We start from the raw sequence: 22637 nt of genomic DNA, 5'->3' as shown, positions 1-22637 counted from the left end.
GGGTGGGCTGCCGTGACACCCGCCCGGCAAGGTAGCGTCGGTTCTGCCATGGACCTTGCCTACATTCCCAGCCCGTCGACCGGTGTCCTCTACCTCGGACCGGTTCCGCTGCGCGCCTACGCCTTCTGCATCATCATCGGTGTCTTCGTCGCCGTCTGGTACGGCAACAAGCGCTGGATCGCCCGGGGCGGCAAAGCCGGCACCGTGGCCGACATCGCCGTCTGGGCGGTGCCCTTCGGCCTCGTCGGCGGCCGGCTCTACCACGTCATCACCGACTACCAGCTGTACTTCAGCGAGGGTGAGAACTGGGTCGACGCCTTCAAGATCTGGGAGGGCGGCCTCGGTATCTGGGGCGCCATCGCGTTCGGCGCGGTCGGTGCCTGGATCGGCTGCCGACGGCGCGGTATCCCGCTGCCGGCCTACGCCGACGCCATCGCGCCCGGCATCGCCTTCGCCCAGGCCATCGGCCGCTGGGGCAACTGGTTCAACCAGGAGCTGTACGGCAAGCCGACCGACCTGCCCTGGGGTCTGGAGATCAGCGCCGGCGCGAACCGCGAGGCCGGGATCTACCACCCGACCTTCCTGTACGAGTCGCTGTGGTGCATCGGTGTCGCGATCCTGGTCATCTGGGCCGACCGCCGCTTCAAGCTCGGACACGGCCGGGCCTTCGCGCTGTACGTCGCCGCGTACTGCGCGGGCCGCGTGTGGATCGAGTACCTGCGGGTCGACCAGGCGCACCAGGTGCTGGGCCTCCGGCTGAACGTCTGGACGGCGATCGTCGTCTTCGTGCTGGCCGTCGTCTACATCGTGATCTCGTCGCGGCTCCGTCCGGGACGCGAGGAGATCGTGGAGCCGGACCGGGACAAGTCCGCCGAGCCCAAGGGCGGCGCGGACGAGGCCGAGGAAGCCGAGGGTTCCGAGGGTGAGGACGGGGCTGCTCATCGCGAGGCAGCTGCCGACGAGCCGACGGACGCCGCCACACCCGCGCCCTCGAACGGTGCGGAGTCCGCAGCCAAGGGCTGACCACTCGCTACGGCACAGGGCCGCCGGAACCGAAGGGTTCCGGCGGCCCTGTGGCGTACCGGGGGTCAGCAGGCTCGCGCCGCCAGGGCCAGGACGCGGCGGGCGCCCTCGACGACCGCCGCGTCGACGAAGCGGCCGTCCGGGAGGGCCAGGGCGCCCTTCTCCGTCTCGGCCGCCTTCACGACCTCCTCGGCCGCCGCCACCTCGTCGGGGGTGGGCAGGTAGGCCTGTTCGATCACCGGGAGCTGGCGGGGGTGGATCGCCGCCCGGCCCAGGAAGCCGAGGGCGCGGCCCCGCGCGCAGCCGGCCGCCAGGGCGTCCAGGTCGCGGATGTCGGGGTGGACCGACTGGGCCGGTGGCGGGAGGGCGGCCGCGCGGGCGGCGACCACGAGTCGGCCGCGCGACCAGTCGAGGCCGCTGTCGTCCCGTACCCCCAGATCGGCGCGGAGGTCCGCCTCGCCGAGCGCGATCCCGTGGACGGCGGGATGGGCGGTGGCGATGGCGTACGCGCGCTCGACGGCGAGGGCGTTCTCCAGCAGGGGGTAGAGCGGGACACCCGCGGTGAACTCGGCGATCCGGTGGATGTCAGTGGCGTGTGTCACCTTGGGAACACGGAGAGCACCGAGGCCGGGGAGGGGGGCCAGGGCGGGGATGTCGCGTGGGGTGTTGATGCGGACATGGATCGGTACGGGGTGGGGATCGGAGAGCAGATCGGCCGTGGCGGCGAGCGCGTACGCCTTGCGGTCGGGGGCCACCGCGTCCTCGAGATCGACGATCACGACGTCCGCGCCGGAGACCAGAGCCTTCTGGACGACGGCGGGGCGGTCACCGGGTGCGTACAGCCAGGTGAGGGGGAGGGGCGTGGTGGAGGTGGTGGTGGAGGACGTGGTGGAGGAGGGGCCGGGCACGGTCCTCATACGGCTCCTGCCTCGCGCAGGGCGCCGATCTCGGCGGGGGTGAGGCCGAGTCCGGCGAGGACGTCGGCCGTGTCCGCGCCGTGCGGGCGGCCGGCCCAGCGGATCGCGCCGGGGGTCTCGGAGAGCCGGAAGAGGACGTTCTGCATCCGGATCGGGCCCAGCTCGGGGTCCGGGACCTCGGTGACGGTGTTCAGCGCGCGGAACTGCGGGTCGGTCAGGACGTCCCGGACGTCGTAGACGGGCGCGATCGCGGCCTCGGCCTTCTCGAAGGCGGCCAGCGCCTCGTCCCGGGTGTGCCGGGCGATCCAGGAGCCGACCGCCTCGTCGAGGACGTCCGCGTGGGCGGCCCGGCCGGCGCCGTCGGCGAACCACGGCTCGTCGATCAGCTCCGGGCGGCCGACCAGCCGCAGGACGCGTTCGGCGATCGACTGGGCGGAGGTGGAGACGGCGACCCAGGCGTCGTCGGCGGTGCGGTAGGTGTTGCGGGGGGCGTTGTTGCGGGAGCGGTTTCCGGTGCGGGGCTGGACGTAACCGAGTTGGTCGTACCAGAGGGGGTGGGGGCCGATGACGGAGAGCATCGGTTCGATGATGGCCATGTCGACGACCTGGCCGCGGCCGGTGGTCGTCCTGGCGGTGATCGCGGTCATCACCGCGTACGCCGTGGCGAGGGCGGCGATCGAGTCGGCGAGGCCGAAGGGGGGCAGGGTGGGCGGACCGTCGGGTTCGCCGGTGATGGCGGCGAAGCCGCTCATCGCCTCGGCGAGGGTGCCGAAGCCGGGCCGGTGGGAGTACGGGCCGAACTGGCCGAAGCCGGTGACGCGGGCCAGGACAAGGCGGGGGTTGACGGTGGACAGCTCCTCCCAGCCGAGACCCCAGCGCTCCAGGGTGCCGGGGCGGAAGTTCTCCACGATCACGTCGGCGTCGGCGGCCAGCCGCAGGAGGGTGTCCCGGCCGCCGGGGGTGGAGAGATCGAGGGTGACGGTCCGCTTGTTCCGGCCGAGGACCTTCCACCACAGACCGACGCCGTCCTTCGCCGGGCCGTGACCGCGGGACGGGTCGGGCTTGCGGGGGTGCTCGATCTTGATCACGTCGGCGCCGAAGTCCCCGAGCATCATCGCCGCGAGCGGCCCGGCGAAGAGGGTCGCGAGATCGAGGACGCGCAGCCCGTGGAGCGGAGGGAGGGCGGTCGGTTCCTGCTGGGGTGTCATACGGCGTCGACCTCCTGGCCGGTGTGGGAGTCGTGGGCCGCGTCGATCTCGGAGCGGTACGGCATCGAGGACGAGGCACCGGCGCGCTGGACGGAGAGCGCGGCGGCGGTCGAGGCCCAGGCCATGGCCTCGCGGACCGGGCGGCCCTCGCCGAGGGCGACGGCGAGCGCGCCGACGAACGTGTCGCCCGCGGCGGTGGTGTCCACGGCCCGGACGCGCGGGGCGGGGACGGCGAACGGCTCGTGGTCGCGGGCGGCGTAGAGACTGCCGGCCGCGCCGAGGGTGACGACCACCTCGGGGACGTGGACGAGCAGGGCGGTGGCAGCGGCGAGCGGGTCGGCGACGCCGGTGAGCGCGGTGGCCTCGTGCTCGTTGGGGACCAGGAGGTCGGTGGCGGCGAGGAGTTCGGGGGGCAGCTGCTGGGCCGGGGCGGGGGTGAGGACGGTACGGACGCCGAGGCGGCGGGCGGTGACGGCGCCCTCGATGACGACGGAGAGGGGGAGTTCGAGCTGGAGGAGCAGGGCGTCGGCGGTGGCGATCAGCGCCTCGTCGCCGTGGTCGAGGGCGGTGATGGTGCCGTTGGCGCCGGGGACGACGACGATCGCGTTGCCGCCCTCGTCGTCGACGACGATGTGCGCGGTGCCGGAGGGGCCTTCGACGGTACGGAGCAGGTCGGTGTCGACGCCGGCGCTGTCGAGGGCGGCGTGGAGGCGGGTGCCGAAGTCGTCGGTGCCGACGGCGCCGATCATCGAGACGTCGGCGCCGGCGCGGGCGGCGGCGACGGCCTGGTTGGCGCCCTTGCCGCCGGGGATCGTCCGGAACTCCCGGCCGGTGACGGTCTCTCCGCGGGCGGGGGCCCGGGGTACGAAGGCGACGAGGTCCATGTTGGTGCTGCCGAGCACCACGATGCTGGTCATGGGCGTACTGCCTCCAGATACGTCAGTTCGGCGAGGGTGTCGAAGCCGATGCCGTCGAAGGACGGGATCGAGGTGGCGAGGCGGTTCTTGAGGGGGGAGGTCCAGCGCTCGGGCAGCCGGTCGGGGTGACCGGCGAGGAGACCGGCGACGGAACCGGCGGTGGCGCCGTTGGAGTCGGTGTCCCAGCCGCCGGAGACCGCCGCGCAGATGGTGCGGGAGAAGTCGCCGTCGCCGTGGGTGAGGGCGGCGGCGAGGAGGGCGGCGTTGGGGACGACATGGACCCAGTGATACCCGCCGAGGGTGGCGTGGAGCCGGTCGGCGACGGCGTCGAAGTCGGGGGTGGTGCGGGCGGATTCGACCCCGAGGCGGACGGCGGCGGCGAGCCGGGAGTCGGGCGGGAGTACGGACAGCCCCGCGTCGAGGGCCTGATGGACGTCGGCGGTGCCGGTGGCGGCGGTGGCGATCGTCGCGGCGACGAACCGGGCGCCGTGGAGGCCGTTGGCGGTGTGGGTGAGCGCGGCGTCCCGGTGCGCCTGGTCGGCGGCGGCCTCGGGGTCGCCGGGGTGCGTCCAGCCGTGGACGTCGGCGCGGATGAGGGCCCCGATCCATTCGCGGAAGGGGTTGCGGTGGAGGGCGGTGAGCGGGGGTTCGATGCCGTCGAGGAGGTTGCGGTAGGCGACGCGCTCGGCGGTGAAGGTGCGGCCGGCGGGGAGTTCGTCGAGCCAGAGACGGGCGACGTCGGCGGTGGTGAACCGTTTGCCGTACCGCTGGAGGAGGAGCAGGTTGAGGAGGGGGTAGTTGAGGTCGTCGTCCTCGGGCATCCCGTCGATGTTCTCGGCGAGCGAGGTGGCGGCGGAGCGGCGGTTCCAGGGGTGGGCGGCAAGGAGGTGCGGGGGGACGCCGCGCTCGGTGAACCAGGTGGTGAGGGGCCAGTTGCCGGCGGCGCGGGCGAGTGCGCGGATGGCGGGCAGCGGCAACTTCTCGACGGGCTTCCCGAGAAGACACCCTGCGGCCCGCCCGACCCAGGAGGCGTGCAGCCGCGCCTGGAGCGGGTGTTCCTCGCGGTGGGCGTGCGGCGGCTGGTGGAGGGGGTGTTCCTCCCCCACCCCGCCCCTTCCCGAAACCCTGACGAGACCGGGGGCTCCGCCCCCGTCCCCCCGGGGCCGCGGCGCTTCGCGCGCGGAGGGGGCGGGGGCGCCGGGGGCCGCGCGGCCGTGGCCGGGAGCCCGCGGCGCCTCGCGCGCGGGGGTGGGGGTGCTGGGGGTGGGAGCCCGCGGCGCTTCGCGCGCGGGGGTGGTGGCGTGCGGTGTCTCGGGCGTGGGGGGTGTTCTGCCGGGGGACGGTGGTGCTTCGGGCTTGGGGGTGGTGCCGGGGCGCGCCGGGCCCGGTGTCTGGGCCGGCTCGGCGGCGTGTTCGGCGTGCGTCTCGGTGTCGGGGGCGGAGCCCCCCGTCTCGTCAGGGTTTGGGGGAGGGGCGGTGTGGGGGGACGTCAATGGCTGGACGGCGAGGTCCGTGGGGTCGGCGCCTGGGAGGTGGGACAGTTCCGTCAGGAGGCTCTCGGCCAAGGTGCGGAGGTCCGGGCGGGGTGTGGGGGAGGCGCCGGCTGTCGGTGGGGGCGGGGGGCCGCCGGCCGCTTGCCAGCGGGCGGCGATCGCACGCGCGTCGCGGCCGTCCTCCATCGCCTGGCGGAGTTCGTGGCCGACCAGGTCCTCCGGCTGGACCCACGTGACGCGGAGGTTCATCGGAGCGCCGCGTTCGTCAGCGTCGCGTACGCCGACTCGTGGGCCCGGCGGCGGGCCGTGTCGCGGGCGAACACCTCCTGCGCCACCGCCGTCAGCGCCCGCGCCGGAGCGTGCAGGTCCAGCCGGCTCGCCTCCGCGACCTGCTTCGCCCAGGTGGCGGGGACCGCCTGCTCGCCGCCGAGCGCCCCCACGATCGCGCCCGCCATCGTCGCGATCGAGTCGCAGTCACGGCCGTAGTTGACCGCCCCGAGCACCGTACGGCGGTAGTCGCCGTCCCCGACCAGCAGCATGCCCAGCGCGATCGGCAGCTCCTCGATCGCGTGCAGCCGTGACGGGCGGCGCGCGCCCAGGCCCGGTGCCCGGTAGTCCGCGCCCACCGTGTCGAACGGCTCCACCGCCTTGCGGAGGGGCGCCAGGGCCGACTCGAAGTCCTTGTGCCTGGACGCCACTTCGGCGACCGCCTCGATCGCCCCTCGCGTGCCGTCCTTGGCCAAGCCCAGAGCCGCCTCGACGACCGTGCCCGGCGTCGACCCCGGCTCGCACGCCGCCGCCACCGCCGCCGCGAACACCCCCGCCGCCTCCCGGCCGTACGACGACTGATGGGGGGCTGCCACGTCCAGGGCCTCCGCGTACGCACCCTCCGGGTTCGCCGCGTTCACCAGTCCTACCGGCGCCATGTACATCGCCGCACCGCAGTTGACGATGTTCCCGCTGCCCGCCTCGCGCGGGTCCACGTGTCCGTAGTGGATCCGCGCCACCAGCCACTTCTCCGCCAGGAAGATCCGTTGGAGCGGGAGCGCCTCCGATTCCAGTTCCGGGATCCAGACCGGGGTGGAGATCAGGTCGGGGACCAGGTGGTCCGCCACCGCGTACGCGTCCAGGTGGTCGCGGACCTTCTCGTACACCCTGATCAGCGCGTGGGTCATCAAGGTGTCGTCGGTGACGTGACCGTCGCCCTTGTGGTACGGCGCGATGGGGCGGGCCGTACGCCACGCCTCGCCGTTCCAGGGGCCGACGATGCCGCCGACCCGGCCGCCGTGGCGTTCCAGGATCTGGTCGGGGGTGTAGCCCTCCACCGGGCCGCCGAGGGCGTCGCCCACGGCGGCACCGATCAGGCTGCCGGTGATTCGGTCATCGAGGGGTGGTGTGGGGGTCATGCCGGAATTGTCCACCCCCGGTGGCCAGTTCCGTGGCTCCGAGGAGCCCGGCGAGTTCGACCAGATCCGTACCCGCGAGCCGGGGGAGCGCGCAGCCGGCGAGCGTACGGCAGACGTCACGCCAGGTCGCGGGGAGGGAGTCCGCGCCGCCGAGCGCTCCGGTCAGCGCGCCCGCGAGCGCCGGGGCGGAGTCCGCGACGCGGGACAGGCAGGCGGCGGCGGGTACCGCGCCCGACGCCTCGCCGCGCGCGGCGAGAGCGAGGGCGAGCGCTACGGGGACCGTCTCCGCGGCCGCGATGCCGTAGCTGTAGACATGGTCGACGATCTGGTGCTCCAGGAGCGGGACGAGTTCGAAGGCGCTCGTCGCGTCCTGCGCCATCTTCACGGCCTGCGCCGCGTTGCGGCCGATCTCGGTGGTGGGCGGGAGTTGGGCCAGGGCTGATTCCACCGCCTCCTCGACGGGCGCCCCGCCGAGGGCCGCGGCTACGGCGGCGGCCATCGCGCGGGCGCCGTGGACGCCGTCGCCGTCCTGGGTGTACCGGGCGTCGAACTCGGCGAGTTCGGCGGCGGCGGCCGGGTCCCCGGGGTGGACGATCGCCAGTACGGCGGCCCGTACGCAGGCGGCGTCGTCGAAGAAGTGCGGGTTGTCGTGGCCGGTGGCGGGTGGGCGGAGGCCGGTGGCGAGGTTGCCGAGACCGGCGCGTACGGAGATCCGGGCGCGGAGGGGGAGGACGGCGGACTCGATCTCGGGCGCGCGGTCGGCGGCTGCGGCGACCTGGCTCGCGAGAGAGTTCCAGGCGAGGTCGACGGCGGCGCGGAGCCGGCGTTCCGGGGGGAGGGCGGCGAAGAGGGGGCCGGTGGCTGCGAGGACCGCCTCGGCGGTGAAGACCGCCCATTCGGCGTCGTCGGAGGGGCCCAGGCGGAGGGGTTCGGGGGGTTGGTTGAGGGCGATGGGGACCGGGAGGGTGGTGGTGGCGTTCTGTTCGGCGAAGGTGTCCAGTTCGCGGGTGAGGCGGCGGGTCCATTCGGGCATGCGGGCGGCTCGGTGTCTGGCCGCGGGCCACCCTGCCGCGTCGCCTGCGGCGAGGCCGAGCAGGAGGCCCTCGATCGCCTCGCGGCGGGCGGGGGTGCCGGGTCTCGGGGCCGGCCCCGGGGCCCCGTGTACGGCCCCGGTCCCGTGCGCGGCCCCTCCTAGGTCCTCGTGGGCGCCGTCCCTGTCCGGGGCGCCCGGTCTCGTGGGCTGTGCCCACCCTCCCCCGGACTCCGTCCGGGGGGACCCCCATCGCCCTGCGGAACGATTGTCCACAGCGGGAGCGGCGGCGGCCGCGGCAGCCGGGGCGGGGGCGGAACGGCCCACGGCGGCGCTCATGCCGCCTCCTCCTCGTCCGTCGTCAGGAGGTCCGCGATGTCCAGGACGTGGTAGCCGCGCATCGACGGGAGGCAACTGCCCGTCACCGGGGCGATCGCCGTGGCCCACTCCCGTGGGATCGACGCGAGGCCCGAGGCCGCGCCCGCCAGTGCGCCTGCCACGGCCGCCGTCGTGTCGGCGTCGCGGCCCATGTTGACCGCGGTCAGGACCGCCGTACGGAAGTCGCCGCGGGCCGCCGCGAACGCGCCGAAGGCGAGGCCGACCGCCTCCGGGGCCAGGTCCGTCCAGGGGTAGCCGCCGATGACGACCGCCGAGCGGACCGTGCGCTCGCGGACCAGCGGGTCCGGCTCCACCCGCTGTGCCGCGACCACCGCGCGGCGCATCGAGCGGGCCGTCCAGGAGTCCATCGGCACCACCGACAGGGCCGCCGCGATGACCGACGTCACCGACGCGCCGGCCATCGCCGCCGCCACGCCCGCCGCGACCGCCTGGCCGCCGTAGATGCCCTCGCCGTCGTGGCTGACGCAGCCGTCGATGGCGACGAGCCGGGCCGCCTCCGCCGGCCGGCCCGCCGCGAAGACCCCGAACGGCGCCGCCCGCATCGCCAGGCCGTCCGACCACGCGTGCCGGTGCTGCGCCGAGATGGGCGCCGCCAGGCCCCGGCGGAGGTTCTCCAGGGTGCCCCGCTCGCTGAAGCCCGCGCCCCGGAACGGGCCTTCGTCCAGGTCGGCGATCCAGTGGTGCCAGGCCCGTTCCACGTGCTGGACCGTCAGCGCCGAGCCGTGCCGGGCGAGCAGCAGGCCCGAGAAGATCGCGTACTCCGTGTCGTCCGTGCCCGCCGGACTGTCCGTCACGAAGCCCTCGATCCGGCCCCATCGGCGGCGGATCTCCGACGGGCGCATGTTCTCGGCGGGCGCCCCGAGCGCGTCGCCGACCGCGAGGCCGAGCAGCGCTCCCCTCGCGCGCTCGCGCGTATCGCATGAAGTCGTTCCCGTCTCGCTCACCATCTCGCACCCCTTTCGCGGTTCCTGGATCTGTGCCACGCCGGGGAGGGGAAGACGTCGAAGAAACGTCTCTGTCACCCGGCTGACATCCCGCCAGAAGAGCAAGGTCAGCCTTAGTAAGTACGGCCTGCCTTGCTGGCGCGCCCCTTACTTCGAGCGTATTTTCGAGGGTGTTGGGGGCGGCGGGTGCGACCCGGCCCGCCGGAGGAGACAGGGGAGAAGCATGTCCATCATCGAAGCCCAGGCACCGCTGCACGAGGCGCACCGCGACAACCACACGCACCGCGATGTGAACGGTGGTTGGCTGCGCCCGGCGGTCTTCGGCGCGATGGACGGACTCGTCTCCAACCTCGCCCTGATGACCGGTGTCGCGGGCGGCGCGGTCTCGCAGCAGGCCATCGTCATCACCGGCCTCGCCGGACTCGCCGCGGGCGCCTTCTCCATGGCGGCCGGCGAGTACACCTCCGTCGCCTCGCAGCGCGAACTCGTCCAGGCGGAACTGGACGTCGAGCGCCGCCAGTTGCGCAAGCACCCGATCGACGAGATGGAGGAGCTCGCCGCGCTGTACGTGTCCCGTGGCGTCGAGCCCGCGCTCGCCCGCGAGGTCGCGATGCAGCTCTCCCGCGACCCCGAGCAGGCGCTGGAGATCCACGCCCGCGAGGAGCTGGGCATCGACCCCGACGACCTGCCGTCGCCGACGGTCGCCGCCGTGTCGTCGTTCGCCGCGTTCGCGCTCGGCGCGCTGCTTCCCGTACTGCCCTACCTGCTCGGCGCGACCGCGCTGTGGCCGGCCGTGCTCCTCGCCCTCGTCGGGCTCTTCGCCTGCGGCGCGCTGGTGGCCCGGGTGACGGCCCGCAGCTGGTGGTTCAGCGGGCTGCGTCAGCTCGTCCTCGGTGGAGCGGCCGCGGCCGTCACGTACGGGCTCGGCATGCTCTTCGGTGCCGCGATCTAGTCGAGATGCCGAGAATGGCAAGGCCCCGTCCTGCGGTCGGGGCCTTTCGCGTGCATGCTTGCTGTGACGTATATCCCCCTGGCGGATCCGCCGCCTGGTGAGACACTATGCACAGCGCGACATATGTAGCCGTTACCCGGCGGTTTCAAAGTCTTAACCACCGGGCATGAGGCGTAAGCGCCGCGGGCAATGAAGCCCGCTCTGCGACGGGTCGTCCGACCCTCTGAGATCCACCTCTTCACGTGTGAACCATCATCACCGCTCAGTGTCAGCGGTGTCCGCATGCTGGAATGTGCTATCCACTTCGCGAGAAGCCAGCCATCATGTAACCTGCACGAAATTTCGCGGAGGGCCAACGTCGTCCCTCGGCAGCTGCATATGCCACGACGACGACGGGAGAGCCGATGCGTTCCGACGCCTGGTCGCCCATGGACGGTCGCCCCGCTCCGCAGGGGATGTACGACCCCCGTAACGAACACGACGCCTGTGGTGTCGGGTTCGTGGCCACCCTGACCGGTGTTGCCAGCCACGCGCTGGTCGAGCAGGCGCTGACCGTACTGCGCAATCTGGAGCACCGCGGCGCCACCGGCTCCGAGCCCGACTCCGGTGACGGCGCCGGCATCCTGTTCCAGGTCCCGGACGCCTTCCTGCGCGAGGTCACCGACTTCGACCTTCCCGCCGCCGGCGCCTACGCCGTCGGAATCGCCTTCCTCCCTGCCGACGGCTCCGCACAGGCCGTCTCGCAGATCGAGACGATCGCGTCCGAGGAGGGTCTGAACGTCCTCGGCTGGCGCGAGGTCCCCGTCGCCCCCGAGCTGCTCGGCGCCTCCGCCCGCGCCACCATGCCCGTCTTCCGCCAGCTCTTCGTGGCCGACGGCAGCAGCGAGGGCATCGCGCTGGACCGCAAGGCGTTCGTGCTGCGCAAGCGCGCCGAGCGCGAGGCCGGGACGTACTTCCCGTCGCTCTCCGCCCGCACGATCGTCTACAAGGGCATGCTGACCACCGGCCAGCTGGAGCCCTTCTTCCCGGACCTGTCGGACCGCCGCTGCGCCACCGCCGTGGCCCTGGTCCACTCCCGGTTCTCCACCAACACCTTCCCGAGCTGGCCGCTGGCCCACCCGTACCGCTTCGTCGCGCACAACGGCGAGATCAACACGGTCAAGGGCAACCGCAACTGGATGGTGGCCCGCGAGTCCCAGCTCGCCTCCGACCTCTTCGGCGAGGGCAAGCTCGACCGCATCTTCCCGGTCTGCACCCCGGACGCCTCCGACTCCGCCTCCTTCGACGAGGTCCTGGAGCTGCTCCACCTCGGTGGGCGTTCGCTTCCGCACAGTGTCCTGATGATGGTCCCCGAGGCGTGGGAGAACCACGACTCCATGGACCCGGCCCGGCGCGCCTTCTACCAGTTCCACTCCACGATGATGGAGCCCTGGGACGGCCCGGCCTGCGTCACCTTCACCGACGGCGTCCAGGTCGGCGCGGTTCTCGACCGCAACGGTCTGCGCCCCGGCCGCTACTGGGTCACCGACGAGGGCCTCGTCGTCCTCTCCTCCGAGGTCGGCGTCCTCGACATCGACCCCGCGAAGGTCGTCCGCAAGGGCCGCCTCCAGCCCGGCAAGATGTTCCTGGTCGACACCGCCGAGCACCGGATCATCGAGGACGACGAGATCAAGGCCGGCCTCGCCGCCGAGAACCCGTACGCCGAGTGGCTGGAGACCGGGGAGATCGAGCTCTCCGACCTCCCCGAGCGCGAGCACATCGTGCACACCCACGCCTCGGTCACCCGTCGCCAGCAGACCTTCGGCTACACCGAGGAAGAGCTCCGCGTCATCCTCGCGCCGATGGCCCGCACCGGCGGCGAGCCGCTCGGATCCATGGGTACGGACTCGCCGATCGCGGCCCTGTCCGAGCGCCCCCGGCTGCTCTTCGACTACTTCACCCAGCTCTTCGCGCAGGTCACCAACCCGCCTCTGGACGCGATCCGCGAGGAGCTGGTGACGAGCCTGCTCTCCTCGCTGGGCCCGCAGGGCAACCTCCTGGAGCCGACCTCGGCCTCCTGCCGCTCGGTCACCCTGCCCTTCCCGGTGATCGACAACGACGAGCTGGCCAAGCTCATCCACATCAACGCCGACGGCGACATGCCCGGCATGAAGGCCGCGACCCTGTCCGGCCTGTACCGGGTCTCCGGCGGTGGCGACGCGCTCGCCGCCCGCATCGAGGAAATCTGCGCCGAGACCGACGCGGCGATCGAGGGCGGTGCCCACCTCCTCGTCCTCTCCGACCGGCACTCCGACGCCGAGCACGCGCCGATCCCGTCGCTGCTGCTCACCGCGGCCGTCCACCACCACCTCATCCGTACCAAGCAGCGCACCCAGGTGGGTCTGCTGGTCGAGGCCGGCGACGTCCGCGAGGTCCACCACGTGGCCCTCCTCATCGGCTACGGCGCCGCCGCGGTCAACCCGTACCTGGCGATGGAGTCCGTCGAGGACCTGGTCCGCGCCGGCACCTTCATCGAGGGCCTGGAGCCCGAGCAGGCCATCCGTAACCTGATCTACGCGCTCGGCAAGGGCGTCCTCAAGGTCATGTCCAAGATGGGCATCTCGACCGTCGCCTCCTACCGCGGCGCCCAGGTCTTCGAGGCCGTCGGCCTGGAGACCGCCTTCGTCGAGAAGTACTTCAACGGCACGGCCACCAAGATCGGCGGCGCCGGTCTCGACGTCGTCGCCAAGGAGGTCGCCGCCCGGCACGCCAAGGCGTACCCCGCTTCCGGCGTCCCCTCCGCGCACCGCGCGCTGGAGATCGGCGGCGAGTACCAGTGGCGCCGCGAGGGCGAGCCGCACCTGTTCGACCCGGAGACCGTCTTCCGTCTCCAGCACGCCACCCGCAACAAGCGGTACGACATCTTCAAGAAGTACACGGACCGGGTGAACGAGCAGTCCGAGCGCCTGATGACGCTCCGCGGCCTGTTCGGCTTCACCTCCGATCGGGAAGCTGTCTCGATCGACGAGGTCGAGCCGGTCTCCGAGATCGTCAAGCGGTTCTCGACCGGCGCCATGTCGTACGGTTCCATCTCCCGCGAGGCGCACGAGACCCTCGCCATCGCCATGAATCAGCTGGGCGGCAAGTCCAACACCGGTGAGGGCGGCGAGGACCCGGACCGCCTCTACGACCCGGCGCGCCGGTCGAGCATCAAGCAGGTCGCCTCCGGCCGCTTCGGTGTCACGTCCGAGTACCTGGTCAACGCGGACGACATCCAGATCAAGATGGCCCAGGGCGCCAAGCCCGGCGAGGGCGGCCAGCTGCCCGGCCACAAGGTCTACCCGTGGGTCGCCAAGACCCGGCACTCGACGCCCGGTGTCGGTCTGATCTCCCCGCCGCCGCACCACGACATCTACTCCATCGAGGACCTGGCTCAGCTGATCCACGACCTCAAGAACGCCAACCCGGCCGCGCGTATCCACGTGAAGCTGGTGTCGGAGGTCGGTGTCGGCACGGTCGCCGCCGGTGTCTCCAAGGCGCACGCGGACGTCGTGCTCATCTCCGGTCACGACGGCGGTACGGGCGCCTCGCCGCTCACCTCGCTGAAGCACGCGGGCGGTCCCTGGGAGCTCGGCCTCGCCGAGACCCAGCAGACGCTGCTGCTCAACGGCCTGCGCGACAGGATCGTCGTGCAGACGGACGGCCAGCTCAAGACCGGCCGTGACGTCGTCATCGCCGCGCTGCTCGGCGCCGAGGAGTTCGGTTTCGCGACCGCGCCGCTCGTCGTCTCCGGTTGCGTCATGATGCGCGTCTGCCACCTGGACACCTGCCCGGTCGGCATCGCCACCCAGAACCCGGTCCTGCGCGACCGCTTCTCCGGCAAGGCCGAGTACGTCGTCAACTTCTTCCAGTTCATCGCCGAGGAGGTCCGCGAGCTCCTCGCCGAGCTGGGCTTCCGTACGCTCGAAGAGGCCGTCGGCCACGCCGAGCTGATCGACACCAGCCGCGCCGTCACGCACTGGAAGGCGCAGGGCCTGGATCTGGCCCCGCTCTTCTACGTGCCCGAGCTGCCCGAGGGCGCGGTCCGCCACGCCCTGATCGAGCAGGACCACGGTCTGGAGAAGGCCCTCGACAACGAGCTGATCGAGCTCGCCGCCGAGGCGCTGGGCGCCGCGACGGCCGAGGAGGCCCAGCCGGTCCGTGCGCAGGTCGCGATCCGCAACATCAACCGGACGGTCGGCACCATGCTCGGCCACGAGGTGACGAAGAAGTTCGGCGGCGCGGGTCTGCCGGCCGACACCATCGACATCACCTTCACCGGCTCCGCGGGCCAGTCCTTCGGCGCCTTCCTGCCGAGCGGTGTCACGCTCCGCCTGGAGGGCGACGCCAACGACTACGTCGGCAAGGGCCTCTCCGGTGGCCGGGTCGTCGTCCGCCCGGACCGTGGCGCCGACCACCTGGCCGAGTACTCGACCATCGCCGGCAACACCATCGGGTACGGCGCGACCGGCGGCGAGCTGTTCCTGCGCGGCCGCACCGGCGAGCGCTTCTGCGTCCGCAACTCCGGCGCGCTTGTCGTCTCGGAGGGCGTGGGCGACCACGGCTGCGAGTACATGACCGGCGGCACGGCGGTCGTCCTCGGCGAGACGGGCCGTAACTTCGCGGCCGGTATGTCGGGCGGCGTCGCGTACGTCGTCGACCTCGACCGGGACAACGTCAACTCCGGGAACCTGTCGGCCGTCGAGGCGCTCAACGACTCCGACAAGCAGTGGCTGCACGACGTCGTGCGCCGCCACCACGAGGAGACCGGCTCGACGGTCGCGGAGAAGCTCCTTGCCGACTGGACCGCGAACGCGGACCGTTTCAGCAAGATCATCCCGACCACGTACAAGGCAGTGCTCGCCGCCAAGGACGCCGCTGAGCTCGCCGGTCTCTCCGAGACCGAGACCACCGAGAAGATGATGGAGGCGGCGACCAATGGCTGACCCCAAGGGCTTCCTGACCACCGGGCGCGAGGTCGCCAAGACCCGTCCGGTGGGCGAGCGAGTCAAGGACTTCAACGAGGTCTACGTTCCCGGCTCCCTGCTGCCGATCATCAGCAAGCAGGCCGGCCGCTGCATGGACTGCGGCATCCCGTTCTGCCACAACGGCTGCCCGCTGGGGAACCTGATCCCCGAGTGGAACGACTACGCCTACCGCGAGGACTGGGCGCAGGCCTCCGAGCGGCTGCACGCCACGAACAACTTCCCGGAGTTCACCGGGCGGCTCTGCCCGGCTCCGTGCGAGGCGGCGTGCGTGCTCGGCATCAACCAGCCGGCCGTCACCATCAAGAACGTCGAAGTCTCCATCATCGACAAGGCGTGGGACAGCAACGACGTCAAGCCGCAGGCGCCCGAGCGGCTGTCCGGCAAGACCGTCGCCGTCATCGGCTCGGGCCCGGCGGGTCTCGCCGCCGCGCAGCAGCTGACGCGGGCCGGCCACACGGTCGCGGTCTTCGAGCGCGCGGACCGCATCGGCGGACTGCTCCGCTACGGCATCCCCGAGTTCAAGATGGAGAAGCGGCACATCAACCGCCGCATCGAGCAGATGCGCGCGGAGGGCACCAAGTTCCGTACCGGTGTCGAGATCGGCCGCGACATCACGGCGACGGACCTGCGCAAGCGGTACGACGCCGTGGTCATCGCCGCGGGCGCCACGACCGCGCGTGACCTGCCGGTCCCGGGCCGGGAGCTGTCCGGCATCCACCAGGCGATGGAGTACCTGCCGCTCGCCAACAAGGTCGTCGAGGGCGACTTCGTGACCCCGCCGCTGACGGCCGAGGGCAAGCACGTGGTCGTCATCGGCGGCGGCGACACCGGCGCGGACTGCGTGGGCACCGCCCACCGCCAGGGCGCGGCCTCGGTCACGCAGCTGGAGATCATGCCGCGTCCGGGCGACGACCGGCCGGCCGGCCAGCCGTGGCCGACGTTCCCGATGCTGTACAAGGTCACCTCGGCGCACGAGGAGGGCGGCGAGCGGGTCTACTCGGTCTCCACCACCCACTTCGAGGGCGACGAGGACGGCAACGTCCAGTTCCTGCACCTGGTCGAGGTCGAGTTCGTCGAGGGCAAGCTGACGCAGAAGCCCGGCACCGAGCGGAAGATCCCGGCGCAGCTGGTCACGCTGGCGATGGGCTTCACGGGCACGGACGTCGAGAACGGCCTGGTCGCGCAGTTTGGTCTAGACCTCGATGAGCGGGGTAACATCGCTCGTGACGCGGACTTCGCCACCAACGTGGGTGGTGTGTTCGTGGCCGGTGACGCGGGTCGCGGTCAGTCGCTGATCGTCTGGGCGATCGCCGAGGGCCGCTCGGCGGCCCGCGGAGTCGACCGCTTCCTGACGGGCGCGAGCGACCTCCCGGCCCCGATCCGCCCGACGGACCGAGCCCTGACGGTCTGACCGTCCGTCCCGTCCCAAAGACGTCCCGTACAACGACGTACGGAACTGAGCGCGGCGCCCCCCGAATGTCCCCGACCGGACGACTGGGTGGGCGCCGCGGTGCGTTCGGCTGGCGGGGGCGGGGGCGGGGGCGGGCGGGACATCGCCGCCGTCGCCGTACGCGCCCTGACGGACGAGCAGGCCCCCAACACCGACCTGGTCCTCACCGGGCCGGAGACGCTCAGCTACGCCGAGGTCGCCGGGGTCTTCTCCGAGGTCACCGGCCGGTCCGTGGTGCACCTGCGGCTGACGTTCGAGCAGCTGCGCGACCGCTGGGCCGCCGAGATCCCGCTGGAGTTCGCCACGATGCTGGCCGGGATGGACCGCGCCATCGCCGGCGGTGCCGAGGACCGTACCTCGGACGCCGTCCAGCGCCTCACCGGCCGCGCCCCGGGCACGCTGCGCGCCTTCGTCGAGCGGGAGGGGCGAGAGGCGGCCGCGTAACGTATCGTCGATCGGCTCGACGACACGAGACGAACCGTTTCACGCAACCGAGGAGGGGCCCGTGGCCCAGCGCGCAGAACGCGCGGACGCCGTACGCAACCGCGAGGCGGTGCTGGCCGCCGCCGACGAACTCTTCGCCGTGAGCAGCAGCCCCACGAGCGTGTCGATGGACGACATCGCCGCGGCCGCCGGTGTGGGCAAGGGCACCCTCTTCCGCCGCTTCGGCGACCGGGCCGGCCTGATCGGCGCCCTCATCGCCGCCCGCCTCGAACCCCTGCAGCAAGCGGTGCGGGAGGTGCGGGACGCGGGAGGGTCCTCGCCTCGGCAGCAGGTGAAGGACCTGCTCGACGTCTCTCTGCGCTTCAAGATCGAGAACCGGAACCTGATGTCGGCCGCCGAGGACGCCGGGCTCAGCAACCCCTACCAGGCGGAGCACTACGACTCCTGGCACGAGATCCTGCGCGCGGCCCTGGCCCAGGTGCCCGGCGTCCACGACCCGGACTTCACCGCCCACGCCCTGCTGGCCGCCATCCGCGCGGACCTGGTGGTGCACCTGATCGACGACCGGAAGATGACCCCCGACGCCCTGCGCGCCGCGCTCGCGGCCCACGTCGACAACGTCCTGGGGATCAAGGACTGATGCCGTCGGGGTTCACCCGCTTACGGTAGCCACCCAGGCCGCCGCGCCGGCCAGTGCGTTCTCCGCTTCCGGGAGTACGCCCCGCGCGCCCAGGAAGCCGTGGAAGACCCCGGTGTGCAGGTGGACTTGAGCCTGGACTCCCGCCGCGGAGAGGCGGCGGGCGTAGGCCAGGCCCTCGTCCCTCAGCAGGTCGCAGTCCGCCAGGACCAGGAGGGTCGGGGGGAGGCCGGTGAGGTCGGGGGCCAGGCCGGGGGAGGCGGCGACCGGTTCGCCGGCCGGGCCGAGGTACTGCTCCCAGTACCAGCGCATATGGGCCGTGGTGTGGAAGAAGCCCTCCGCGTACGCGTCCGCCGATACCGAGTCCAGGCGGTGGTCCAGGACCGGGTAGAAGAGGAGCTGGCCCGCGACCTGCGGGCCGCCCGCGTCCCGGGCGCGCAGGGCCGCGGCCGCCGCGAGGTTGCCGCCGCTGGAGTCGCCCGCAAGGAACAGCGGGCCTCCGTACCGGGCGGCGGCCCACTCCAGGACGGTGTACACGTCGTCCTCGGCAGCCGGGAAGCGGTGCTCGGGGGCGCGGCGGTAGTCCACGGAGACCACCGACGCGCCGGTGCGGGCCGCCAGTTCACGGCACAGGGCGTCGTGCGTGTCCAGGTCGCAGAGGACCCAGCCGCCGCCATGGGCGAAGACGACGACGGGGGCGGGGACGGCCGTCGGGTCGGCGTCCGGATCGGGGCCGTACAGCCGTACGCGTACCCCGTGCGCCGTCGTCTCGCGCGACGCCGGCACGTCCCGTACCCCCGCCCTCGCCGCCGCCCGCAGGGCGTCCGCGTCCCCCGGGCCCGGGAAGCCCGCCGACATCGCGTCGCACAGCGCCCGCGCCGCCGGGGTCAGTGGATCCGACATCCCTTTCATCCGGCCGTCAGCCCCCCGTCCACCGTGAACTCCGCACCCGTCACGTACGACGACGCGTCCGAGACCAGGAAGGCGATCAGACCGCCGACCTCCTCCGCCCGGCCCATCCGGCCGAGCGGGACGTGCGACCAGTCCTTGTCCGCCACCGCCGCCACCATCGGGGTGTCGACGGCCCCCGGGTGCACCGAGTTGACCCGGATGCCGTGCCTCGCCAGGTCCAGGGCCGACGAGCGGGTCAGCCCGCGCAGGCCGAACTTGCTGGAGCCGTACGCCGCGTGGCCCGGGATGCCGACCAGGCCGGCCGTCGACGACACGTTCACGATCGAGCCGCCGCCCGCCTCGCGCAGCGCGGGTACGACCGCCTGGATGCCGAGGAACGGTCCCAACAGATTGACCCTGAGCAGGAGTTCGAAGGTCTCGTACGTCTCCGACTCCACCGGCGTCGTCCGCCACAGCGCCGCGTTGTTGACCAGCGCGTCGATCCGGCCGAAGGACTGGACCGCCTCCCCGGCCACCGCCCGCCAGTCCTCCGCCGACGTCACGTCGTGCCGCACGAACCGGCCCGCGTCACCCAGCTCCGCCGCGACCGCCCGGCCCTCCTCCTCCCGTACGTCCGTGCAGACCACCCGCGCGCCCGCCGCCACCAGGAGCCGCGCCTCGGCTGCGCCCTGGCCGCGCGCCGCGCCCGTGACGATGACGACCTTGCCTTCCAGCGCGGTCACTTGGCCTCCTCGGAGAGCGCGCGGAAGTGCGGGATGACCTTCTCGCCCCACTGCCGGATGGTCTCCATGCAGACCTCCTGCGGCACCGTGCCCATCTGGATCAGACACATCACCTCGTCGACCCCGATCTCGCGGAGCCGCTCCACGTACGCGATGGCGGTGTCGGCGTCCCCGTAGGCGTGGTCGGTGTTGTACGTGCCGGTGTCGACCGGCCGGGCCGGGACGTTCGCCTCGTGGAGCCGGGCGACCAGCTCGTCCCGGCGGCGCTCCAGCGCACCCGTGTGGTCCTCGTCCTCCGCGTAGCCGGTCGGGGCGGGGGAGTCGCCGTACCAGTGCGCGATCGACTCGGCGAAGAACCGCTGGCCGCGCGTGCCGAGCCGGAGCGCGCGCTCCGCGTCGTCCAGGACGACCGTCGGGCAGAGCGCCGAGAAGTGGTCGTTGACCTCGGAGGAGACGAGTCGCGAACCGTCGCGTTCGGAGATGGCGTCGTCGTACACCTTGCGCATCGCGCGGACGTCGTCGGCTCCAGCGAAGCCCAACACCAGTGCGCCGATGCCGAGTTCAGCCGCGAGCTTGAGGGTGTCGTGCTTCGAGCAGGCCATGAAGAGCGGCGGGTGCGGGTCCTGGACGGGGCGGGGGAGGATCGCGCCGGGGCCGATGTCGATCGAGCCGTGCCACTCGAACCGCTCCTCGCGCCAGGCGGCGGCGAAGATCCGCAGCGCCTCCTCCATCTGCGGGTACGTGTCCTCGGGGCGGACCCCGTACATCCGCATCTCCTGGCGGGTCGCGCCGCGGCCGGCGCCGACGTCCACCCGGCCGCCGCTGAGGACGTCGAGCATGGCGGCGCGCTCGGCGACGCGCACCGGGTGCTGGTAGCCGAAGGGCATGGTGACCACGCCGTGGCCGATGCGGATCCGTTCGGTGCGGGCGGCGACCCAGGTCAGGAATATCTCCGACGCGCTCATGTGCGCGTACTGGGTGAGGGAGTGGTGCTCGACCGCCCAGACGCGGTCGAAGTCCATCTCCTCGGCGTGGACGGCCTGTTCGACGCAGTCGTGGATGACCTGACGCTCGCGCTCGGGGGTCGGGTCGACGAGCTGGGCCTCGAAGATCATGGAGAACTTCACGATGAACTCTCCTCTATTCCGAATAGGAATATGTCTAGCAGTCATACGAAGAGCGGGGAAGGGGGTCGTAGACTTCGGCCCGTGGCGGACATGGCGAGGTCGGACCGGGACAACAGGCCGCGGAATCCGGGGAATCCGGGGAATCCGGAGATCCCCGGGTTCCCGGCGACCGGCTGGGCGGTGCTCGGGCTGCTCTCCTTCGGGCGGGAGCTGTCCGGCTACGACCTCAAGAAGTGGGCGGACACGTCGCTGCGCTTCTTCTACTGGAGCCCGTCGTTCAGCCAGATATACAGCGAGCTGAAGCGGCTGGAGAGGGCGGGTTACGCCACCTCCCGGATGGTCGCGCAGGAGACGGGAAGCCGCGACAAGCGGATCTACCGGATCACCGACGAGGGCATGGCCGCCGTCCGCACCTGGGCCCGCACCGCGCCCGTCGACCAGCCCGTGCTCAAGCACGGACCGATGCTCAGGCTCTGGCTCGGGCACCTCCTCGAACCCGAGCAGATGCGTGAAATCCTGGCCCACCACCGGGAGTTCGCCGAGACGATGCGGCTGCGCGCGGAGTCGGACGTGGAGGGGGCGAAGGCCGACGAGGCGTGGGCGTACCCCACGCTGACCCTCAAGTGGGCCGAGCGGTACTACGCCTCCGAGCGCGATCTGGCGGACGCCATGCTCGCGGACATCGAGGAGCTGGAGCGGGAGCGGCGGAGGGCGCGCGGGGGCTCGGACGAGTAGAGCGGCGCACCGGTCCGGATCGCTACGGAGCTCGGACCCGTCCCCGTACCCGTGATCGGGCGATCACGTACGCTCGGCAGTCCGAGGGGAAAGGGGTCTCCTCGGGCGGGGAGAAGGGACCGTCCGTGGGGCTGAGTCTGCGCAAGGTCGAGGAGACCGCACCGGCGCTGGTGAGTCTGTACAAGTCGGCGGAGGCGTCGCTGCGGAAGCACGGGATGGACGGGCAGCGGGTGGCCGTCTACCTGGTGCTCGACTACTCGGGCTCGATGACGCCGTACTACCGGGACGGCAGCGTCCAGACCCTGGCCGACCGGGTGTTGGGGCTCTCCGCCCACCTGGACGACGACGGACGCGTGCCCGTGGTCTTCTTCTCCACCGACGTCGACGCCGTGACGGACATCGAACTCGCCGACCATCAGGGGCGGATCGACCGGATCGTCCGCGGACTCGGCCATATGGGCAAGACCAGCTACCACCTGGCGATGGACGCCGTCATCGACCACTACCTCGACAGCGGCGCCACCGCCCCCGCGCTCGTCGTCTTCCAGACCGACGGTGGTCCCATCAACAAGCTCGCCGCCGAGCGGTACTTGTGCAAGGCGGCCGAGCTGCCGATGTTCTGGCAGTTCATCGGCTTCGGCGACCCGCGCAGCCGGCAGTTCGAATTCCTTCGGAAACTGGACGAGTTGCCGGTCCCGGAGAAGCGGTGCGTCGACAACGCGGGCTTCTTCCACGCCGGCCTGGACCCGCGCAAGGTCCCGGACGCCGAGCTGTACGACCGGATCGTCGCCGAGTTCCCCGCCTGGCTCGCCGCAGCCCGGGCGCGGTCCATCGTCCGCTCAGAGCTGTAAATGCCTGGCCGCGGCCCTGGCGAGCGGGCGATAGTGGCGCCATGGCATCTCTTGTGCGACATGTGACGATCGACTGTTCCGACGCGTACACCCTGGCGACCTTCTGGGCCGCCGTCCTCGACTCCAAGGTCTCGGACGACGACCGGCCCGGGGATCCGGAGGCGCTGGTCGAGACAGCCGGCGGCGCGCTGCTCTTCATCCAGGTACCGGACGAGAAGTCGGTCAAGAACCGCGTCCACCTCGACCTCCAGCCGCAGGACCGCAGCCGTGACGAGGAGGTCGAGCGGCTGCTCGCCCTCGGCGCGACGATGTTCGGCGACCACCGGAACGCGGACGGTACGGGGTGGGCGACGCTGGCGGACCCGGAGGGCAACGAGTTCTGCGTCGAGCGGAGCCGGGCCGAGCGAGGCGAGTGACCTCGGGCGGGTGACCTCGGCGCGGCGGGTGGCCCTGGAGTAATCCAG

The 22637-nt window shown here is 72.3% G+C and carries 18 protein-coding genes and 1 pseudogene; 9 read left to right on the top strand and 10 right to left on the bottom strand.

Annotated elements, in window-relative coordinates; translation table 11 throughout:
* The first annotated feature begins 48 nt into the window (after window positions 1-48).
* Window positions 49-1023 (top strand): prolipoprotein diacylglyceryl transferase, encoded by a 975-nt coding sequence (gene lgt / locus Q5762_RS05815; RefSeq protein ID WP_315890870.1) that lies wholly within the window; start codon window positions 49-51, stop codon window positions 1021-1023.
* 65 nt (window positions 1024-1088) lie between these two features.
* Here lgt and Q5762_RS05810 read toward each other — a convergent pair whose 3' ends face one another.
* The 7 genes from Q5762_RS05810 to Q5762_RS05780 are packed head-to-tail and all read right to left on the bottom strand — an operon-like array spanning window position 1089 to window position 9340.
* Window positions 1089-1940, bottom strand: coding sequence for an aldolase/citrate lyase family protein (locus tag Q5762_RS05810; RefSeq protein WP_315890869.1), 852 nt, complete (start codon window positions 1938-1940; stop codon window positions 1089-1091).
* Window positions 1937-3148, bottom strand: coding sequence for a CoA transferase (locus Q5762_RS05805; protein ID WP_315890868.1), 1212 nt, complete (start codon window positions 3146-3148; stop codon window positions 1937-1939). The genes Q5762_RS05810 and Q5762_RS05805 overlap by 4 nt, the downstream gene beginning before the upstream one ends.
* Entirely contained in the window at window positions 3145-4065 is a 921-nt protein-coding gene (gene rbsK, locus Q5762_RS05800; protein WP_315890867.1) for a ribokinase, read from the bottom strand. The genes Q5762_RS05805 and rbsK overlap by 4 nt, the downstream gene beginning before the upstream one ends.
* Window positions 4062-5807, bottom strand: coding sequence for an ADP-ribosylglycohydrolase family protein (locus tag Q5762_RS05795; RefSeq protein WP_315890866.1), 1746 nt, complete (start codon window positions 5805-5807; stop codon window positions 4062-4064). The genes rbsK and Q5762_RS05795 overlap by 4 nt, the downstream gene beginning before the upstream one ends.
* Entirely contained in the window at window positions 5804-6964 is a 1161-nt protein-coding gene (locus Q5762_RS05790; protein ID WP_315890865.1) for an ADP-ribosylglycohydrolase family protein, read from the bottom strand. The genes Q5762_RS05795 and Q5762_RS05790 overlap by 4 nt, the downstream gene beginning before the upstream one ends.
* Entirely contained in the window at window positions 6939-8333 is a 1395-nt protein-coding gene (locus tag Q5762_RS05785; protein WP_315890864.1) for an ADP-ribosylglycohydrolase family protein, read from the bottom strand. Before Q5762_RS05785 ends, Q5762_RS05790 begins: the two co-directional genes overlap by 26 nt.
* On the bottom strand, window positions 8330-9340 hold the full coding sequence (locus Q5762_RS05780; protein WP_315890863.1) for an ADP-ribosylglycohydrolase family protein: 1011 nt from the start codon (window positions 9338-9340) through the stop codon (window positions 8330-8332). Before Q5762_RS05780 ends, Q5762_RS05785 begins: the two co-directional genes overlap by 4 nt.
* A 220-nt stretch (window positions 9341-9560) precedes the next feature.
* Here Q5762_RS05780 and Q5762_RS05775 point away from each other — a divergent pair, with 220 nt between their 5' ends.
* From Q5762_RS05775 to Q5762_RS05755, 5 genes and pseudogenes are all read left to right on the top strand, one after another.
* Window positions 9561-10289 carry a VIT1/CCC1 transporter family protein gene (locus tag Q5762_RS05775; RefSeq protein ID WP_315890862.1) on the top strand — a complete coding sequence of 243 codons (729 nt, stop codon included), beginning with the start codon at window positions 9561-9563 and terminating at the stop codon, window positions 10287-10289.
* 404 nt (window positions 10290-10693) lie between these two features.
* The gene (gene gltB, locus Q5762_RS05770) at window positions 10694-15253 is read left to right on the top strand and encodes a glutamate synthase large subunit (protein WP_315890861.1); all 4560 of its coding nucleotides are present in this window, start codon (window positions 10694-10696) and stop codon (window positions 15251-15253) included.
* Entirely contained in the window at window positions 15246-16706 is a 1461-nt protein-coding gene (locus tag Q5762_RS05765; RefSeq protein ID WP_315890860.1) for a glutamate synthase subunit beta, read from the top strand. The genes gltB and Q5762_RS05765 overlap by 8 nt, the downstream gene beginning before the upstream one ends.
* 105 nt (window positions 16707-16811) lie before the next feature.
* A pseudogene (locus Q5762_RS05760) lies at window positions 16812-17189 on the top strand (ergot alkaloid biosynthesis protein); the annotation flags it as partial.
* 61 nt (window positions 17190-17250) lie between these two features.
* Window positions 17251-17829: a TetR/AcrR family transcriptional regulator gene (locus tag Q5762_RS05755; protein WP_315890859.1), complete on the top strand. Its 579-nt coding sequence runs from the start codon at window positions 17251-17253 to the stop codon at window positions 17827-17829.
* Window positions 17830-17841: 12 nt separating this feature from the next.
* On the opposite strand, the gene Q5762_RS05750 is transcribed toward Q5762_RS05755, so the two are convergent.
* Genes Q5762_RS05750 through Q5762_RS05740 form a run of 3 tightly spaced genes read right to left on the bottom strand, consistent with a single transcriptional unit; the run spans window position 17842 to window position 20587 of the window.
* Window positions 17842-18729 (bottom strand): alpha/beta hydrolase, encoded by an 888-nt coding sequence (locus Q5762_RS05750; RefSeq protein WP_315890858.1) that lies wholly within the window; start codon window positions 18727-18729, stop codon window positions 17842-17844.
* Window positions 18730-18734: 5 nt separating this feature from the next.
* Window positions 18735-19460, bottom strand: coding sequence for a glucose 1-dehydrogenase (locus tag Q5762_RS05745; protein WP_315890857.1), 726 nt, complete (start codon window positions 19458-19460; stop codon window positions 18735-18737).
* Window positions 19457-20587: an LLM class flavin-dependent oxidoreductase gene (locus Q5762_RS05740; RefSeq protein WP_315890856.1), complete on the bottom strand. Its 1131-nt coding sequence runs from the start codon at window positions 20585-20587 to the stop codon at window positions 19457-19459. The genes Q5762_RS05745 and Q5762_RS05740 overlap by 4 nt, the downstream gene beginning before the upstream one ends.
* Before the next feature lie 90 nt (window positions 20588-20677).
* On the opposite strand from Q5762_RS05740, the gene Q5762_RS05735 reads away from it, so the two are divergent.
* The 3 genes from Q5762_RS05735 (at window position 20678) to Q5762_RS05725 (ending at window position 22589) form a co-directional block, all read left to right on the top strand.
* Complete coding sequence (locus Q5762_RS05735) at window positions 20678-21322, top strand: PadR family transcriptional regulator (RefSeq protein WP_315891096.1); 645 nt, start codon at window positions 20678-20680, stop codon at window positions 21320-21322.
* A gap of 125 nt (window positions 21323-21447) precedes the next feature.
* Window positions 21448-22173 (top strand): VWA domain-containing protein, encoded by a 726-nt coding sequence (locus Q5762_RS05730; RefSeq protein ID WP_315890855.1) that lies wholly within the window; start codon window positions 21448-21450, stop codon window positions 22171-22173.
* A 41-nt stretch (window positions 22174-22214) separates the two neighbouring features.
* A complete protein-coding gene (locus Q5762_RS05725; protein WP_315890854.1) occupies window positions 22215-22589 on the top strand; it encodes a VOC family protein in 375 nt (124 codons plus the stop codon).
* Window positions 22590-22637 lie beyond the last annotated feature (48 nt).

The organism is Streptomyces sp. P9(2023) (assembly GCF_032436795.1).
Lineage (GTDB): Bacteria > Actinomycetota > Actinomycetes > Streptomycetales > Streptomycetaceae > Streptomyces.
Note: the sequence above shows the minus strand (reverse complement) of the source record. Positions and strands in the feature narration are given on the sequence as shown.

Excerpts from the sequence above, each read along its gene's own strand:
- lgt (WP_315890870.1), top strand. The coding sequence starts at position 49 with ATGGACCTTGCCTACATTCCCAGCCCGTCGACCGGTGTCCTCTACCTC.
- Q5762_RS05810 (WP_315890869.1), bottom strand. The coding sequence starts at position 1,940 with ATGAGGACCGTGCCCGGCCCCTCCTCCACCACGTCCTCCACCACCACC.
- Q5762_RS05805 (WP_315890868.1), bottom strand. The coding sequence starts at position 3,148 with ATGACACCCCAGCAGGAACCGACCGCCCTCCCTCCGCTCCACGGGCTG.
- rbsK (WP_315890867.1), bottom strand. The coding sequence starts at position 4,065 with ATGACCAGCATCGTGGTGCTCGGCAGCACCAACATGGACCTCGTCGCC.
- Q5762_RS05795 (WP_315890866.1), bottom strand. The coding sequence starts at position 5,807 with ATGAACCTCCGCGTCACGTGGGTCCAGCCGGAGGACCTGGTCGGCCAC.
- Q5762_RS05790 (WP_315890865.1), bottom strand. The coding sequence starts at position 6,964 with ATGACCCCCACACCACCCCTCGATGACCGAATCACCGGCAGCCTGATC.
- Q5762_RS05785 (WP_315890864.1), bottom strand. The coding sequence starts at position 8,333 with ATGAGCGCCGCCGTGGGCCGTTCCGCCCCCGCCCCGGCTGCCGCGGCC.
- Q5762_RS05780 (WP_315890863.1), bottom strand. The coding sequence starts at position 9,340 with ATGGTGAGCGAGACGGGAACGACTTCATGCGATACGCGCGAGCGCGCG.
- Q5762_RS05775 (WP_315890862.1), top strand. The coding sequence starts at position 9,561 with ATGTCCATCATCGAAGCCCAGGCACCGCTGCACGAGGCGCACCGCGAC.
- gltB (WP_315890861.1), top strand. The coding sequence starts at position 10,694 with ATGCGTTCCGACGCCTGGTCGCCCATGGACGGTCGCCCCGCTCCGCAG.
- Q5762_RS05765 (WP_315890860.1), top strand. The coding sequence starts at position 15,246 with ATGGCTGACCCCAAGGGCTTCCTGACCACCGGGCGCGAGGTCGCCAAG.
- Q5762_RS05750 (WP_315890858.1), bottom strand. The coding sequence starts at position 18,729 with ATGTCGGATCCACTGACCCCGGCGGCGCGGGCGCTGTGCGACGCGATG.
- Q5762_RS05735 (WP_315891096.1), top strand. The coding sequence starts at position 20,678 with ATGGCGAGGTCGGACCGGGACAACAGGCCGCGGAATCCGGGGAATCCG.
- Q5762_RS05725 (WP_315890854.1), top strand. The coding sequence starts at position 22,215 with ATGGCATCTCTTGTGCGACATGTGACGATCGACTGTTCCGACGCGTAC.